The 15241-nt window shown below is 33.3% G+C and carries 9 protein-coding genes and 5 pseudogenes; 5 read left to right on the forward strand and 9 right to left on the reverse strand.

Annotated features, from left to right (window positions below; translation table 11 throughout):
- Positions 1-10: 10 nt before the first annotated feature.
- The 3 genes and pseudogenes from NSQ69_RS27400 to NSQ69_RS27410 form a co-directional block, all read right to left on the reverse strand.
- The gene (locus tag NSQ69_RS27400; RefSeq protein WP_016128106.1) at positions 11-1225 is read right to left on the reverse strand and encodes a replication initiation protein; all 1215 of its coding nucleotides are present in this window, start codon (positions 1223-1225) and stop codon (positions 11-13) included.
- Positions 1226-2567: 1342 nt separating this feature from the next.
- Positions 2568-2846 (reverse strand): annotated as a pseudogene (locus NSQ69_RS27405) (DDE-type integrase/transposase/recombinase); the annotation flags it as partial.
- Positions 2847-2873: 27 nt separating this feature from the next.
- Positions 2874-3695: a UTP--glucose-1-phosphate uridylyltransferase gene (locus tag NSQ69_RS27410; protein WP_002144438.1), complete on the reverse strand. Its 822-nt coding sequence runs from the start codon at positions 3693-3695 to the stop codon at positions 2874-2876.
- 207 nt (positions 3696-3902) lie between these two features.
- Between NSQ69_RS27410 and NSQ69_RS27415 the strand changes: the two genes are divergently transcribed.
- The 3 genes from NSQ69_RS27415 to NSQ69_RS27425 are packed head-to-tail and all read left to right on the forward strand — an operon-like array spanning position 3903 to position 7336.
- Positions 3903-5192 (forward strand): UDP-glucose dehydrogenase family protein, encoded by a 1290-nt coding sequence (locus NSQ69_RS27415; RefSeq protein WP_341099964.1) that lies wholly within the window; start codon positions 3903-3905, stop codon positions 5190-5192.
- Positions 5189-6142: an NAD-dependent epimerase/dehydratase family protein gene (locus tag NSQ69_RS27420; protein WP_012260007.1), complete on the forward strand. Its 954-nt coding sequence runs from the start codon at positions 5189-5191 to the stop codon at positions 6140-6142. The genes NSQ69_RS27415 and NSQ69_RS27420 overlap by 4 nt, the downstream gene beginning before the upstream one ends.
- A gap of 3 nt (positions 6143-6145) precedes the next feature.
- Positions 6146-7336 carry a glycosyltransferase family 4 protein gene (locus tag NSQ69_RS27425; protein WP_012260008.1) on the forward strand — a complete coding sequence of 397 codons (1191 nt, stop codon included), beginning with the start codon at positions 6146-6148 and terminating at the stop codon, positions 7334-7336.
- A gap of 347 nt (positions 7337-7683) precedes the next feature.
- Here the strand turns inward: NSQ69_RS27425 and NSQ69_RS27430 are convergent, their stop codons facing one another.
- From NSQ69_RS27430 to NSQ69_RS27445, 4 genes and pseudogenes are all read right to left on the reverse strand, one after another.
- Positions 7684-8586 carry a hypothetical protein gene (locus NSQ69_RS27430; protein ID WP_341099966.1) on the reverse strand — a complete coding sequence of 301 codons (903 nt, stop codon included), beginning with the start codon at positions 8584-8586 and terminating at the stop codon, positions 7684-7686.
- Positions 8587-8821: 235 nt separating this feature from the next.
- Positions 8822-9451: a hypothetical protein gene (locus NSQ69_RS27435; protein ID WP_098452840.1), complete on the reverse strand. Its 630-nt coding sequence runs from the start codon at positions 9449-9451 to the stop codon at positions 8822-8824.
- 1 nt (position 9452) lies between these two features.
- Positions 9453-10512: pseudogene (gene cotS, locus NSQ69_RS27440) on the reverse strand (spore coat putative kinase CotS).
- Between the two features lie 24 nt (positions 10513-10536).
- Positions 10537-11671, reverse strand: a pseudogene (locus tag NSQ69_RS27445) (glycosyltransferase family 4 protein).
- A 152-nt stretch (positions 11672-11823) separates the two neighbouring features.
- On the opposite strand from NSQ69_RS27445, the pseudogene NSQ69_RS27450 reads away from it, so the two are divergent.
- Both NSQ69_RS27450 and NSQ69_RS27455 read left to right on the forward strand, forming a co-directional pair.
- Positions 11824-12922 (forward strand): annotated as a pseudogene (locus tag NSQ69_RS27450) (CotS family spore coat protein).
- A 297-nt stretch (positions 12923-13219) separates the two neighbouring features.
- Positions 13220-13430 (forward strand): annotated as a pseudogene (locus NSQ69_RS27455) (zinc ribbon domain-containing protein); the annotation flags it as partial.
- Between the two features lie 737 nt (positions 13431-14167).
- On the opposite strand, the gene NSQ69_RS27460 reads toward NSQ69_RS27455, so the two are convergent.
- Together NSQ69_RS27460 and NSQ69_RS27465 are read right to left on the reverse strand one after the other, a co-directional pair.
- Entirely contained in the window at positions 14168-14641 is a 474-nt protein-coding gene (locus tag NSQ69_RS27460) for a hypothetical protein (RefSeq protein ID WP_078181872.1), read from the reverse strand.
- 94 nt (positions 14642-14735) lie between these two features.
- Complete coding sequence (locus tag NSQ69_RS27465; protein WP_002144365.1) at positions 14736-14990, reverse strand: hypothetical protein; 255 nt, start codon at positions 14988-14990, stop codon at positions 14736-14738.
- Positions 14991-15241: the final 251 nt, after the last annotated feature.

Consider the following 15241-nt stretch of genomic DNA (forward strand, 5'->3'; position numbering starts at 1 on the left):
TATATTAAATCTAGTATCTTTTCTTCCTTCTATTCTTTTTAATGTATTCATAAATTTTATCCATGACAAACACTTCATGTTCTATCCAAATAGCTTCGGCTTCTTCTAATGTAACTACTCTCACTAGTTTTTCAATTGCTGTATCTTTAACTAAAAATGTAGCTACAGCACCTGTAGATTTTGAATATTTACTGATAACTAAATTTATAATGTTATTAATCTCTAATACTCTATTATTATGAGGCTTATTCTCGATTTGACTACTTTGGTTTATTATTTCTTTATCAGATATTTCTTTTAATCGGGAATTTAGAGTGAATTCTACATAACCTATTGGAGAATCAATATCTGAACGAAATCGTATATCCTCAATTATTTCTAATACAATTTCTTTATGAGATTCCCATTTTTTTAACACTTTAGGAAACACTTTTTCTTTACAGCGTTCTTCAAATCTTTTAATTTTTTGTTCAAATGTGTTGGGCTGTTGAAATTTATCTAAGTTCTTTTCAAAATGAACTAAATTGTTATCATTCTTTTTTTGGCCACGGATAATAAATTTAATTTTTTGTACTTTCCTGCCTAATTTAATTTCTTCAAATTCAAAAGAAATATCTGTTTTTTGGTCTAATTCTTTTTGAGAAGGTTTTAACACACGTTGCTTAAAATTTGCATAGTTGGGGTATATATCCATTGCGTCTAAGTAATACCTTAAATTTTCGAGACTAATTGTACGTTCCTTTAAATCTTCATATTGTTTAAGTAGTTCATAAATACGTATAGCGTATGTGCTTTTCAATTTCACAACATTAGCTAATCTATAGCTTGTAAACTTGCTGCTTAATTCTAATAGAAATGGCTTTAATAACGGATCGAAACGCATATCAATTGTTCCTTTATTTCTGTTGTAAATTGCTGAAGAAAGCCAAGATACCTGTATCAGCTCTTCACCCGTCCGAATTTCAATTACTTTTGATAATAATTCCTTTGTAATTTTACTTAACTCCGAATATTTAGTAGATCCATTAAGACCAAGTAGATCATGAAAATGTTTGATGGGGAATGTGTAAGTTTTAAAATCCCGATCATTGGGTTCAATATTACTAGCCAAACAAAGTAATATTTTTTGTTCTACTAAATTTAAACGTGAATTTGCTTCAATTAAAGTATTTGATTTTGAAACAATATTATTTTCTTTAATCTGTAAATCTTGATTTTCAGACATACCTACATACGTCCCTTCTTTCTTACCTCTACTGTTCTATTAACTATAACAAATATATTCCCTTTGTTATAGTTAATTTTTTATTAATTCAGAAAATTTAGTCCTTACTATTATTGTTGAGAAGCCCTTTGTTTTATATAAAAATATTTAAATAGTTAAAAATTTTCGGGAATATTTAAAGTTGTAAGGTATATAAACAAATTTGTTATCTTTAGAACCATTGTTGTTATGGTTAAAACTAAATTTGTTATCTTTAGAATCATTTTTGTTATAGTTAAAACTAAAATTATTACCTTTAGAACTATTTTTGCTAGAGTTAAGCAACCAAATTTGTTACCTTTAGAACTATTTTTGCTAGAGTTAAGCAACCAAATTTGTTACCTTTAGAACTATTTTTGCTAGAGTTAAGCAACCAAATTTGTTACCTTTAAAACCAAATTTATTATGATTAAAACCAAGTTTGTTACCTTTAAAACCATCTTTGTTAGAGTAAAGCAACCAAACTTGTTATCTTTAAAACCATTTTTGTTATAGTTAAAACCAAGTTTGTTATCTTTAGAACCACTTTTGTTATAATTAAGAGTCATAATCCCTTATATATCAAGACATTTCATGCTCTTAAAACATATAAACATGTAAAACATATAAAACAATTAATATATAAAACAAACAAAACATACAGTGTTGAATGCATATACTTATTATCATTTTTCAAATAAAATTCCCACGTCATAAAACCAAATTTGTTATATTTAGTTTAAATGGACATGTAAACGTCAATTAATTGCAAAACTCTTTGGGGATACTTAAGTATAAATTAATGTATATACCTGGTTAAGAAGTCATACAATAAAAAAAGCCCTAAAAAAGGGCCTTATGAGTTTCGTAAGAAAGGAATGTCTTCGAATATAATATATGTTTGTTTCAATAGAAAGTGAAAAAATACATAAAAGCTTCATTTTGTAGAGAAGAGAGGTAGCTTAATCGGGATGGGGTGTATCGTTGACGGTGTTCGTTGTGTGAAGATGCTGTTTTATGAAGATAAAGACTCAGTATCATGAATTTCTTCGGGAAAGAACTCAACAGCTAAAGAATAATAGCGAGAATAACCTGAATTGAGACTCATATGAAGAAAGTCGCGAGCTCTAATTCTAACGGATTAACGAATGGGGCTCTCGAATGACTGAGCGCTCGAAATCCACTTTTGTTGTAAAAAGATATATATAATAAATGATATTTTCTGCTGATTATGGGTGTGAATGTATATTAGGTTGATGGTAGTGTCGGCAAGATCCCGTTTCTTAATGAAACAATGATCCTGCTCCGTAATGTTATTTAGTTATTTTACTTGTCTGATTGAGATGCCTATGGGTATCTTTTTTTTTGCAATTGGTTAGGTTGAATTCGGGTCTACTGTGATAATACAAGGCTTAGAAATATGAAAAGACCGCAAAGCTTTTTTGAAAAAATACTCTGCAGCCATATGATTTCTTGTCTTGTTTAAATAAAAGCCGATTGTATTCTCTTCTGACTCAAAGGTACGATATAAATATATTTAATTACCCTTAACTTTTACATATGTTTCATCAAATCTTCAGGAATCGTTTGTTGACCTCAAGTGTATATTGGCTGAATCCTTTTCTACAAATTAATTCTTACCTGTTTTGTTTTGTCCATATATGAGATTAAGAAGCTGCATATATTCATCTTCTTGCCCAATATCAAATCGTTTCCCATCAATCATTTTTCCATATACTTTTTTAGTCATAATTAAAGAATGAATCGCATCTGTTAATTGGTATTCCCCCCCAACACCAGGTTGAATATTTTTTAATAAAGGAAAGATATCAGGTGTGAAAACATATCTACCAATAACTGCAAGATTAGATGGAGGATTTACTTTTGGCTTTTCTATAATATTTGTAATATTCATGTAATTACCCTTTACAATATTCCCTTCAATAATACCATACTTTTCTATGCACTCATCTGGTACCGTATGAATGCCTATTACACTATTTTTCGTCTCTTTATAAATACTAATTAACTGATTTAAAGCAGTTTCTTTATCCGAGACTACAATATCATCTGGCAAGAGTACAGCAAAAGGTTCATTACCAATAAATGTTTCACCTAATTTTATCGCCTCACCAAGTCCTCTCGCATATGGCTGCCTTATATAATGGATTTGAACATTAGGAATAGCAAGCCCTTTTAACAGATGGGCTTTTTTTTCTTTTTCTAAAAAAGCCTCCAATTCTAATGAATAATCAAAGTAATCAACTATTAAATCCTTTCTGCTAGAAAGTACAATTAATATTTGCTCAATACCTGACTTTACAGCCTCTTCCACAATATAATGAATCGCAGGTTTATTACCTATTGGAAACATTTCTTTTGGAATTACCTTTGTAATTGGAAGGCTCCTTGTGCCGTAACCAGCGGCTGGAATGATTGCTTTTTTAATCACTAATCTCTCGCTCCCTCGAGTGTTTACAATATTAATATTCAGTAACCCCCTTACCCGCGCATGACGATTCCAAAAGAGGCTTTTACCTTCTGATTGCTTTCATTGCTTATATGAATAGGCCCTTTCATTTGTCACCAATCCATCTTGTCCATCAATATACTGTAACAACTAGTACAATAGTACTAAGTTCAGAGAGGTGATTATCATATGGATATATGTATTATAGGCTCTGGTTATGTGGGAATCACATCAGCAGCAGTATTAGCAGATTTAGGTCATGATGTTATATGTGTAGATAAAGATCAAGCAAAAATTCATTCTCTCCAAAAGGGGGAATGCCCCATTTATGAACCGGATTTAAAGGAGCTTATTCACAAAAATAGAAACCGATTACAATTCAGTTGTGATATCGATAATGCTATTCGACAATCACCCGTTATTTTTATCGCTGTAGGAACCCCTTCTACATCAAGTGGAAAGACGGATTTAAAATATATCTACTCCGTCATTGATCTACTGGTTCCAGCTATAACATCGTATAAAACTATTATTACGAAAAGTACAGTTCCACCAGGTACAAATCAACAATTATATGAAACACTTATTAAACGTGGGGTTTCATCGGCCTTATTCAATATTGTCTCCAATCCTGAATTTCTTCGCGAAGGCTCTGCTGTTCACGATATGCTCATTCCAGATAGAACTATTATAGGTATCCAAAAAGGTGACACAAAGTCGTTAAAAATTATGCAGGATATATATAAAGAGATTAGGGCTCCTTTCCTTTTTACAGGTTTAAATGAAGCAGAGATGATTAAATATACATCTAATGTATTTTTGGCTACCAAAATATCTTTTATAAATGAAATTTCTCGAATTTGTGATGCATATAACATTGATATTGTTGAAGTGGCAAAAGGAATTGGCTATGACTTTCGAATTAACCCTCATTTTCTTCAGGCGGGAATGGGGTATGGAGGTTCATGCTTCCCAAAAGATTTACATTCACTCATTTATACAGCAAATGATAGGCACGTAGCAGTTCCTATTTTACAAGCTGTACAATCCATTAACTCCACACAGATAGATCTCTATGTTGAAAAAATTAAAAAAGCTATCAAAGAACCCTCTTCAAAAAAAATAACGGTTTTGGGAATTGCCTTTAAGCCAAATACTGATGATATTCGTAGCTCCCTTGCCGTAATACTTCTTGAAAAATTAATTCCTCATGGCTATGATCTACATGCTTATGACCCCAAAGCTTTTCTTCCTTCACATTTAAAAAGACAAGTTACACAGCATGATAACCTAGAATCTTCAATTACAAATTCTGATTGCATTATTATCGCCACGGAATGGAATGAATTTAAAACACTTAATTGGAAACAAGTCAAACAAGTTATGAAGGGATGCACAATCGTGGATGGACGCAATTGCATTGAAAAAGATGAAATAGAAAAATACGGATTACAATATATTGGAGTGGGTCGGTCATGAAAATACTTGTAACAGGGGCCGCTGGTTTCATTGGCTCACATTTGTGTCAAGCGTTACTTAAAAATAGTGCATATCATGTAGTTGGAATTGATCATTTCATCGGTCCTACTCCAGCCACTTTAAAGACAGGTAATATACAATCTCTCGAATTGAATTCACGTTTTCAATTCATACGAGAAGACATTCTAAATACAGATTTATCAAAACTATTACAAGATATAGATGTTGTTTACCATCTAGCTGCTATACCTGGTGTGAGAACGAGCTGGGGAAAAGATTTTCAGCCTTATGTTACAAACAATATAATGGTTACACAGCAGTTACTTGAAGCCTGTAAACACATAAAATTAGATAAATTTATTCATATATCAACGTCTTCTGTATATGGTGAAAAATCTGGTGCAGTTTCTGAAGATTTATTACCTATCCCTCTATCCCCATATGGTGTTACAAAATTAAGTGGTGAACACTTATGTCATGTTTATCACAAAAATTTTCACATACCAATTGTTATTTTAAGATATTTCACAGTGTATGGGCCAAGGCAACGTCCTGACATGGCATTTCATAGATTAATTAAACAAATGCTAGAAGATAAACCTCTTACAATATTTGGTGACGGAACACAAACACGTGATTTTACCTATATTGATGACTGTATAAGAGGAACGGTGGCCGCTTTAGAAACAAAAAAAAATATAATAGGTGAAGTTATCAATATCGGTGGAAAAGAACAAGCATCCATTTTGGACATCATTTCTATGTTAGAAAAAATATTAGGTAAATCAGCAACCAAAAACTTTCTAAAATCAGTTCCTGGGGAACCGAAGCAAACATGGGCAGATATATCTAAGGCTAGTACATTACTGCAATATTCTCCAATAGTTTCTCTATCCGACGGACTGGAAGCAGAATATCATTATATAAAACAACTATACAAAGGGGATTAGTTTATGAAAATTGCATATATATGTACAGAAAAATTACCATCTCCAGCGATTAAAGGTGGAGCAATTCAAATGATGATTGATGGGGTGTCCCCCTATATAAGTCAAGAGTATGAACTTACTATTTTCTCTATTTCAGATCCAAGTCTTCCAAATCAAAAAACACAAGATAATGTCAATTACGTGTATTTTCCTCAAAAAGAATATGAGCAGCATGTTATAAGAACACTCCAAACCAATACCTTTGATATTATACATGTCTTTAATCGTCCTAAAAATATACCTCTATATAAACAAGCTTCTCCACACAGTAAATTTGTATTAGGTCTTCATAACGATATGTTTGCTGAACATAAACTATCTATTTGTGAAGGCAATCTTATTATTGAAATGGTTACCGCCATTGTGACTGTTAGTAACTATATTAAACAAACTGTGATTGAGAGATTTCCACAAGCTGAAGATAAGATTTCCATTGTCTATTCTGGTGTTAATTTAAAACACTCTCCTTCCATCTGGACACCAACAGGACAAAAGATAAGAAATGAATTTCGTACAAAATATGCTATCCAAGATAAAAAAGTGATTCTATTTGTTGGCCGATTATGCAAAAATAAAGGTCCAGACTTACTCATTCACGCTATGAAGAAAATTATTCAAACACATAAAGATACGGTGCTTGTAATTGTTGGTGGTAAATGGTTTAGTGATAACCGAGTAAATAAATATATTAGAGGATTATATAAAATAGCTAAACCAATTAAAGAACACGTAATTTTCACTAAATTTATTCCTGCAGATCAAATTCATAATATATTTCTAATGGGGGATATATTTATATGTAGCTCACAATGGAACGAACCATTGGCACGTGTTCATTATGAAGCAATGGCTGCTGGAATCCCAATTATTACAACAAACCGTGGGGGAAATGCTGAAGTTATAACAGATGAATATAACGGCTGCCTAGTAGAACAATATAATAATCCAATGGAGTTTGCCAGACTTGTCCATGCTTTGTTATCTCAACGAGAATTTACACAATGGATTGCTGAAAACGGAAGAAAAATTGTAGAAGAAAACTTTACATTTAAGCATACAGCAAAAAAACTAGATCAGGTATATAAACAAGTAGCAGAATCTACTAATCAACCTGCTAGAAATCTAATACGCCCTCTCAAAATTCTAATTGTTTGAACTATCCCCACTTAACGACCCTGCAGTCTGTTTGAAGTGGGAGATTCCTGCGAACACCGATGTATTCACCAGTTATCTTAGCAGGCTCTGTCTGCAGTTCCTACGGTGAGAACATAAGTATCTTACACGTTGACTCACCACGCTTCCTACTTTAGCTTGGTTTTCGCAACTTCGGCAAGCGTGGGGTGATTGAACGTTGAAAATTTTACGGTTGCAACGATTTTTCTGCAACCAATCTCATATCTTCAGTTTTCAAAGAGCAATCTGTACAAGTATATGGTAACAAACATTTTGTCTTACGCCAACCGACATTCATCTCCTACCTATTTGCTGGTGCTATCGCACCTTCACGCAAATTGAGGAAGGAGTCTTCTGTCGGAAAATGATAAAGGCTGCCTATTATGTATATTTTGAAGAACAAAAAACGCTTGGAGAACCAAGCGTATTTTAGTGCTAATTATTTTACGCGTCTTCTTCTTCACCATCGTCATCATCGTCATCATCGTCTTCGTCGTCTTCGTATTCATCTTCATCGTCTTCATCTTCTTCATCGTCATCGTCATCATCATCGTCGTCATCATCGTCTTCGTCATCATCTTCATCGTCTTCATCGTCTTCGTCTTCATCGTCTTCGTCATCATCATCGTCATCATCGTCTTCGTCATCATCATCATCATCGTCTTCGTCGTCGTCGTCGTCATCGTCGTCGTCTTCTTCTTCGTCTTCATCATCTTCATCGTCTTCGTCATCATCTTCATCTTCATCGTCATCATCATCATCATCGTCATCATCATCGTCGTCTTCATCTTCATCTTCATCTTCATCTTCATCGTCTTCGTCATCATCTTCATCTTCATCATCATCGTCGTCTTCATCGTCTTCGTCTTCGTCGTCGTCTTCGTCTTCGTCATCATCTTCATCTTCATCATCATCGTCGTCTTCTTCGTCTTCGTCGTCGTCGTCGTCTTCGTCGTCGTCTTCGTCTTCGTCTTCGTCGTCTTCGTCGTCGTCTTCGTCGTCGTCTTCGTCTTCGTCTTCGTCGTCTTCGTCGTCTTCGTCTTCGTCGTCTTCGTCGTCTTCGTCTTCTTCGTCGTCGTCGTCTTCGTCTTCGTCGTCTTCTTCCTCGTCCTCGTCGTCGTCTTCTTCCTCGTCCTCGTCGTCGTCTTCTTCCTCGTCCTCGTCTTCTTCCTCGTCCTCGTCGTCTTCTTCCTCTTCTTCGTCTTCGTCTGTAAAGATAACTTCTGTTTCATCATCATATTGAATTTCAACCTCTACACCATTATGTGTACCAGATTGAATTATTTCAGCTAGAGATTTTAGAACTTCCTGTAAATCATCATCTGAATTAACACTAAAGCCATTCTCAACATCTAGTTTTATTTTTTGCTCTTTTCACATCAGCCATTTACCTAACTCCTTCAATATAGATTTATATATACTATGTCGAAAGAATATGAAAAGATTAATATATTTGCGGAAATTTCATTATTCATTTTCCTTAGCGTTCTTTACTAATTTTGCTATCCACGGGGTTTTTAATGGATGATCGGGAGTAATAATTTTGACTTTTACTTTTGGCTTTTCTATTTGAGTTGGAACGACCTCATTTTGTTCCGGGTTTTGTTCTTTTAGTTCTATTGCATTTTGAATCTCTTCATCTTTTACTTCATCAATTATTGTAGTTTTTTGTGGGGATTGCTCTTCTAGTTCTATTGTATTTTTCTTCTTCTTCTTCTTCGTTTTCTTCTTCTTTGTTTTCTTCTTCCTCGTCTTCTGAATCTCTTCATCTTTTACTTCATCAATTATTGTAGTTTTTTGTGGGGATTGCTCTTCTAGTTCTATTGCACTTTGAACCTCTTTATCTTTTACTTCATCAATTATTGTAGTTTTTTGTGGGGATTGCTCTTCTAAATCTAGCAATCCGATTTTGGGTAACTCCTCTAATTCTATTTCCTTAATAATCGCTAAATTCTCTAGCACAGAAGATTCATTTAGTACAATATTTTTTTGCTGCTCATACTCTGACAATTCCCATCCCATTGGCCCTGGTGGAGAAAACACAAATTTCTCTAAATCTAAAATAGGGATTACTATCTCTTCTTGTTCTGAATTCATCTTATTTCCCTCCGCTATTGCTCTTGATTTCGTGGTAAATATCAGAGAAATTTTGTAAAAATTCTTCTTTAGAGTCTTCAAGTGCAATGATATTTTGCAATGCCCAAATATACTTTTCATCAGACCAAGAACGCTTTTGTCCTAAATAGTATTTATGTGCAATTGCACAGAATAAGTGAGGAAACGATAAATCAGTCCAAAGAACACGATATTGTTTTTCTGATAAGGAATTTTCTGAATCATATGCGCTCAACATATGAATTGCTAAATTAGTATCCCAAACTGACATTTTTTTCATCACTTTATTTAAAAAGATACGTAGGTCCCTCACGGGTAAATCACTTGTAATAGAATGTAGCTCTTTCATAAACATAGCATCATCTATTTCTGCAAATCTTGCTAAAGTAAAATCTTGCTGACAAAAACTGTTAGATGCAATAGCTTCTTTTGTCCATTGGTCAAAATATGGATCATTTATTTCTTGTAATGCTCTCTGACCACGTGCTAACATTTTATCGACGTACTCTAAAAACATAGTTGAAAATACATCATCTGGAAAGGAGAGTGCAATCCTTTTGTTTCCTTCTAATTCTTGTAATTTCCATCTGTATAATTTATGCCATTTTCCTAATCGACCCCGAATTTTACTTTCTTGTATCGGAATATATCCTTCGGATGCTTGATGAAATTTACCTGCATATATTAGTACCTTCTCTAATTGTTCTTTATTATAATAAATAACTTCTTTCCCTTGATGCTTATCATATAGTACATACGCATACTCACCAGATCCAATACAAAAGCCCCCTCTTTTTGTGTTATGAATTTTTGTAATTGGCAATCCATTTTGAAGGAGATGTAAATGTGCTCCAGCAATAAAAAGCATCCTTTTGGGGTGCATATGTGCTTGTTTTAATATTTTTAATCCTTCTTCTGTTTCAACTTCCCAAATTGTTCTCCCACTTCTGCTTGACTGTAAAATGATATTACTTACCTCAAATGGATAAAAAGCTAAGGACCTTTTTTAAATGTTCACTCTCTAATCCAGTTGTTTCTTCCAACTTTCATCATCCTCCTCTTAAATTTTATAAAACTTCCCCATACACTTTCATTAAATCCGTGGCAACTCGGTTCCAATTAAATTCTTTTTCGACCTTCGCACGTCCATATTTCCCTATCTGTTTTCTTTTATTTTCGTTATTTAAAAGATTAATTATCTTTTCTGCATATGCATCAGGATTCTCAAAGTCATTGACAATATATCCATTTTTTCCTTCTTCAATAACTTCAGGATTACCGCCTCGATTACTTGTAATAATTGGTAAGCCCGCTGCCATTGCTTCGTAATGCACCCTAGCAAGAGGCTCTTGCCACTGTGAAGAGCAAACAAAAATATCTGACATAGCATAAAGTGTTGAAATATCCTTTGGCTTAACAAATTTAATAAAGACTACATGTTCTGGAAACATTGCACCTAAGGTATATAAATGTTTTACATAATTATTTACATTGTTATCTCCAAACCATTTTGAACCAATAAAAACCATTACAATGTCTGGATTTTTCTCAATTATTTTAGGAAGAGCTTGTAGCAAAATATGAGGACCTTTTACTTTGCTCAAGCGTCCAACAAACAAAACTATTTTTTTATTTTGTAAATTCAACTGTTTTAGCACATGACTTTTAACTTTTGTACCATTCACGGTCCACGAAGGATAATATTCATTTACATCTACACCAGAATATACTGTTCTTGTCTTTGCTTTTGCAGTTTGAAAGCGCGAGGTAATTGTTTTTCCTATATAATCACTAACTGTTACAATTTTGGAAACAGCCGCAATACATGCTTCGCCCTCTTTATCACTTATTTTTCGTATGCAAACATTTCATTATGCACACTTAACACGAATTTGGTCTGTGGTGCCGCCTCACGTAAAATTGTAATCCAATTGGGACGATTACATAGATGAACCACATCATATTTTTCCTGTTTCAAATGTTTAATAATATAAGGCAGATACTCCTCTTCTGGAAAACGTATATACCTTACACCTTGATTTTTTCTTCTGATTTTAAATTAGGATCTGTTATAGAAATAACTGTCACATTTTTTCCATTTGAAGCAATAATGGAAGCAACAGAATCTATATAAATTTGAATAGCTCCACCTCGTACAGCTGGTACGGGTAGCTTTTCAGTGGATATTATCGCAATTTTCATTAAATCGCCTCCCTGTTTCATAAAATACAACTTTCTTCATATGTTACGAAGAAACCCTTATGTTTGTGAGTTATCAAGCATTTTTTCATCTTTTATAATTAAATTTGGTAAATAGTACTTTTTCTTCTTAAAGGCAAATGGCTAGAGCAAAAATGGTCATGCACCATACAGTAATAAGAGAGTATAAAAGGATGGTGGTATATGTGGAGAATCATAATGAAGAAGCGGTGTATACATTATCGCCCGAAGAGGAGCAAAAATTAGTGCATTGGCAGAGACAATGATTCAACATTGGGATATTCAAGCGACTACAATCGAATTAATACAAGGTGGACAACTGGCCTTAGTATGGAAAATTCATACTACAGATGGACCATTTTGCTTAAAGAGAATTCATCGCCCTGAAAAAAGGCTTTATTCTCCATTCACGCTCAAGATTATCTTGCCAAAAAAGGTATGCGTGTCCCAAGCATAATTCAAGCAAAATGAATCAGTTATATACAAAACACGGTCCATTTTTATTTGTTGTTTATGAGTGGATTGAGGGAAGACCGTTTGAGCTAACAATGCAAGAAGACCTGAAATGATTATGAAAGGGTTAGCAGATTTTCATGTAGCTTCTATTGGCTACAAACCGCCACCAGGCATACCTATCTTTACAAAACTGGGACGTTGGCCCAATCATTACATTAAAAGATTTCAGCAGATGGAGATTTGGAAAAATTTATCCGCAACTATGCCGGATGACCCATTTTCACAATTGTATTTGGCTGAAATTGATGCTTTCATTTAGAAGCAAAACATACACACCAAAGACTATTGGAATCTGAATATATAAAATGGACTGATGAATTACAAACATTCCCCAATTTATGTCATCAAGATTATGGAACAGGAAATTCCTTATTAGATCCAAGTAATCAAATTTGGGTAATTGATTTAGATACAGTTTCTTACGATCTCCCTATTCGAGACTTGCGTAAAATGATTATTCCCCTACTAGATACAACTGGTATTTGGAATGCAGACCAATTTCAAATTATGATTAACGCATATGAGTCAGTTTCTCCTTTAACAGCAGAGCAGAAGAAAATTATGTTTATTGATATGTTATTTCCATACGAATTGTATGATGTGATTCGTGAAAAATACGTCAGAAAATCACCATTACTTGCTAACGAACTTGCTGAAGCTATGGAATATGAAAGGATAAAGTCAAAAGCTTTAAATATATTAATAGAGGAATTTTAATACGCAATACAAACAGTTCTGGGGCAAAGATTACTGTTATTTCTTTTCGACAGAAGACTCCCTCCTCAAAATGTGAAGGTGTGGAATACCAATTTTAGGTGGGAGATGAATGTCGGTAGGCGTAAGCCTACGTTTTTTCATTTTTACTAGAATCAAGAATAAGAAGCTTTAATTACGAGAACCATTGGTTACGGTTGTTTTAAATTTAATCGGTTTTTTGCTATGTGGAATCATACTTATAAAGAAGCGGGGAAAGGATTAACGTATCATTTTTCTCTGACGAGCTTACTCAATTAAAAAAGAAGATGGTACGGGAAGAAAATTGTTGTTATATCAAAAACGTTTATTTCTAGTCAGCTATGTTTGAATTGCATTTACCAAAATAAAGACGTTGAAAATCTTAATCCTTGTGAGTGTGATTGCCCTTATTGCAGTACACATAACGATAGGGATGTTAACACAGGACTAAAGAAACGAAGCTATCCCTCTCTTAACTATACAGAGATAGCTTAATCGATTAGAACCGTTAGGAGGTTAAGTGGCATTTAGCTCAGCAAAGTTATGTTACGAGGATCATTTAATAGAGGCATAGAACTTATACGGACTGTTCAATTCCAAATTATGATACACTTCTAAACAAAATATGTACAAGCCGACTTTATTTTTGGTAGAGTAGCTATTCCTGATTATGAAAGGTATATTCAAAAAACTTAAGTGTCCTTGAAAGATTATGTGAATGAAATAAATAGCAATGCTTTTCCCTTTTACATGACACAGCTCTATTGGGGAATACATGACCTTCTAAAAAGGAGTTTGTAGGATAGACCCTCCAATATAGTATTTTTAACAATTCTTTGTGTGCAAATAAAAAGAGCATCCACAATTGTTAGATGCTCTTATATATAAAGTGGTTTCCCCACACTCCAGTATATGCTTGTCTTTCTCAAAAGGTGTAGTAAAAAGAAACCTTATTCGGGGCCTTCTCAAAATATAAGGGGTAACTCTAACGTACAGATTAACATTTCCCGATGTCGCTGCTATTATGTGCTTGATATTACTTAATATGCATGAATTTGACACTCCGATCCCTAAAGAGGCAAGGTGTCAATCTAAAATATATTGGAATTAACAAAGAAGAAAAAGATAATATTCTTGATACATTTTCGATTTAATTTTGCCATATAATATAAATCAACATTAAAAATCACTCTTTATCCTATTGTTTTTAACATTTTAACGAGAAAACTATTTTACATCACCAATTGCTTGAATAGACTCAAGTCTAACATTAATTTTGTTCGGAAAACCTATAATATTACCAGTTGAATTACTTGCTACTTCTACATTTGGTCCAATAACAGTAACTAAATTTTGACTCACATTCATTATAATGCCTTTGATATGAATTCCTTCTAAAAACAATACAGTACGTAAATGAAGCAACTGATAGGCATATAAAAGTTCTCTAATCTCATTTGCTACTTCTGCAGAATTATTGCTAGAACTATTCACTACTGAATGATAAGAAGATCCCTTTAATTCTAAAGAGGTGTTAGGGGACATTTTTGATTTTAATAAAACATCAGAAGATTTTTCTGATTCTAATAAAGTATCAAAACTCCTTCTTGATTTACATGGAGCGATAAGGGGAATCGGATTTATTTCAAACAATCTAAATTTACGTTTATTATTATCAGAATTTAAACAAAACTGACACATCTATGTCCCCCCAATAATAAGTATGTATTATATAGTAAGCACATTATATAAAAATGTACTGGGTATTTATAATACCCAGTACATTTTTAAGTTATTATGCTCCTCGATCATCACTTACCGCTAAAATGCTACTAATTGCAACACTAATTTGGTTTGGATTTTCAAGAGCCCCACCATTTGCATTACTTTCTACTTCAACGCCTTCCCCATTACCACGACGAAGAGTAACAAAATTTTCTCCAATCTGTGTAATAAGGCCTTCTACGTGAAATGATGGTAAAAATAATACAACTCTCGCCCCAACCAATTGAAATGCTTGCAATAGAGTTAGAATTTCATTATTATCCATTTTCTATCACCTTCCTTTACTTCTAATTTTGACACCTAACAATGTAATTCTATTAAATTAACTTATTATTAGTTATCAAAATAGAATATGTTTGAGCATAAGAATTGAAATAGACAAGTTGGCAAATTTTTTAGTAATACATTATTAGGATATAATTTTTAAGGGATAATACATAAAAAGATCTTTATTAAACAAATTTCATAATTAAATAAAAAATCCACACTTAACTAGACTCATATACCCACACTATC

The organism is Bacillus sp. FSL R10-2201 (genome assembly GCF_038008665.1).
Classification (GTDB): Bacteria; Bacillota; Bacilli; order Bacillales; family Bacillaceae_G; genus Bacillus_A; species Bacillus_A mycoides.

What these genes read in the sequence shown, in the direction of transcription:
- NSQ69_RS27435 (WP_098452840.1), bottom strand. Translation starts at nt 9,451, where the DNA reads ATGAATTCAGAACAAGAAGAGATAGTAATCCCTATTTTAGATTTAGAG.
- NSQ69_RS27420 (WP_012260007.1), top strand. Translation starts at nt 5,189, where the DNA reads ATGAAAATACTTGTAACAGGGGCCGCTGGTTTCATTGGCTCACATTTG.
- NSQ69_RS27460 (WP_078181872.1), bottom strand. Translation starts at nt 14,641, where the DNA reads ATGTGTCAGTTTTGTTTAAATTCTGATAATAATAAACGTAAATTTAGA.
- NSQ69_RS27415 (WP_341099964.1), top strand. Translation starts at nt 3,903, where the DNA reads ATGGATATATGTATTATAGGCTCTGGTTATGTGGGAATCACATCAGCA.
- NSQ69_RS27425 (WP_012260008.1), top strand. Translation starts at nt 6,146, where the DNA reads ATGAAAATTGCATATATATGTACAGAAAAATTACCATCTCCAGCGATT.
- NSQ69_RS27400 (WP_016128106.1), bottom strand. Translation starts at nt 1,225, where the DNA reads ATGTCTGAAAATCAAGATTTACAGATTAAAGAAAATAATATTGTTTCA.
- NSQ69_RS27465 (WP_002144365.1), bottom strand. Translation starts at nt 14,990, where the DNA reads ATGGATAATAATGAAATTCTAACTCTATTGCAAGCATTTCAATTGGTT.
- NSQ69_RS27430 (WP_341099966.1), bottom strand. Translation starts at nt 8,586, where the DNA reads ATGAAACAGAAGTTATCTTTACAGACGAAGACGAAGAAGAGGAAGAAG.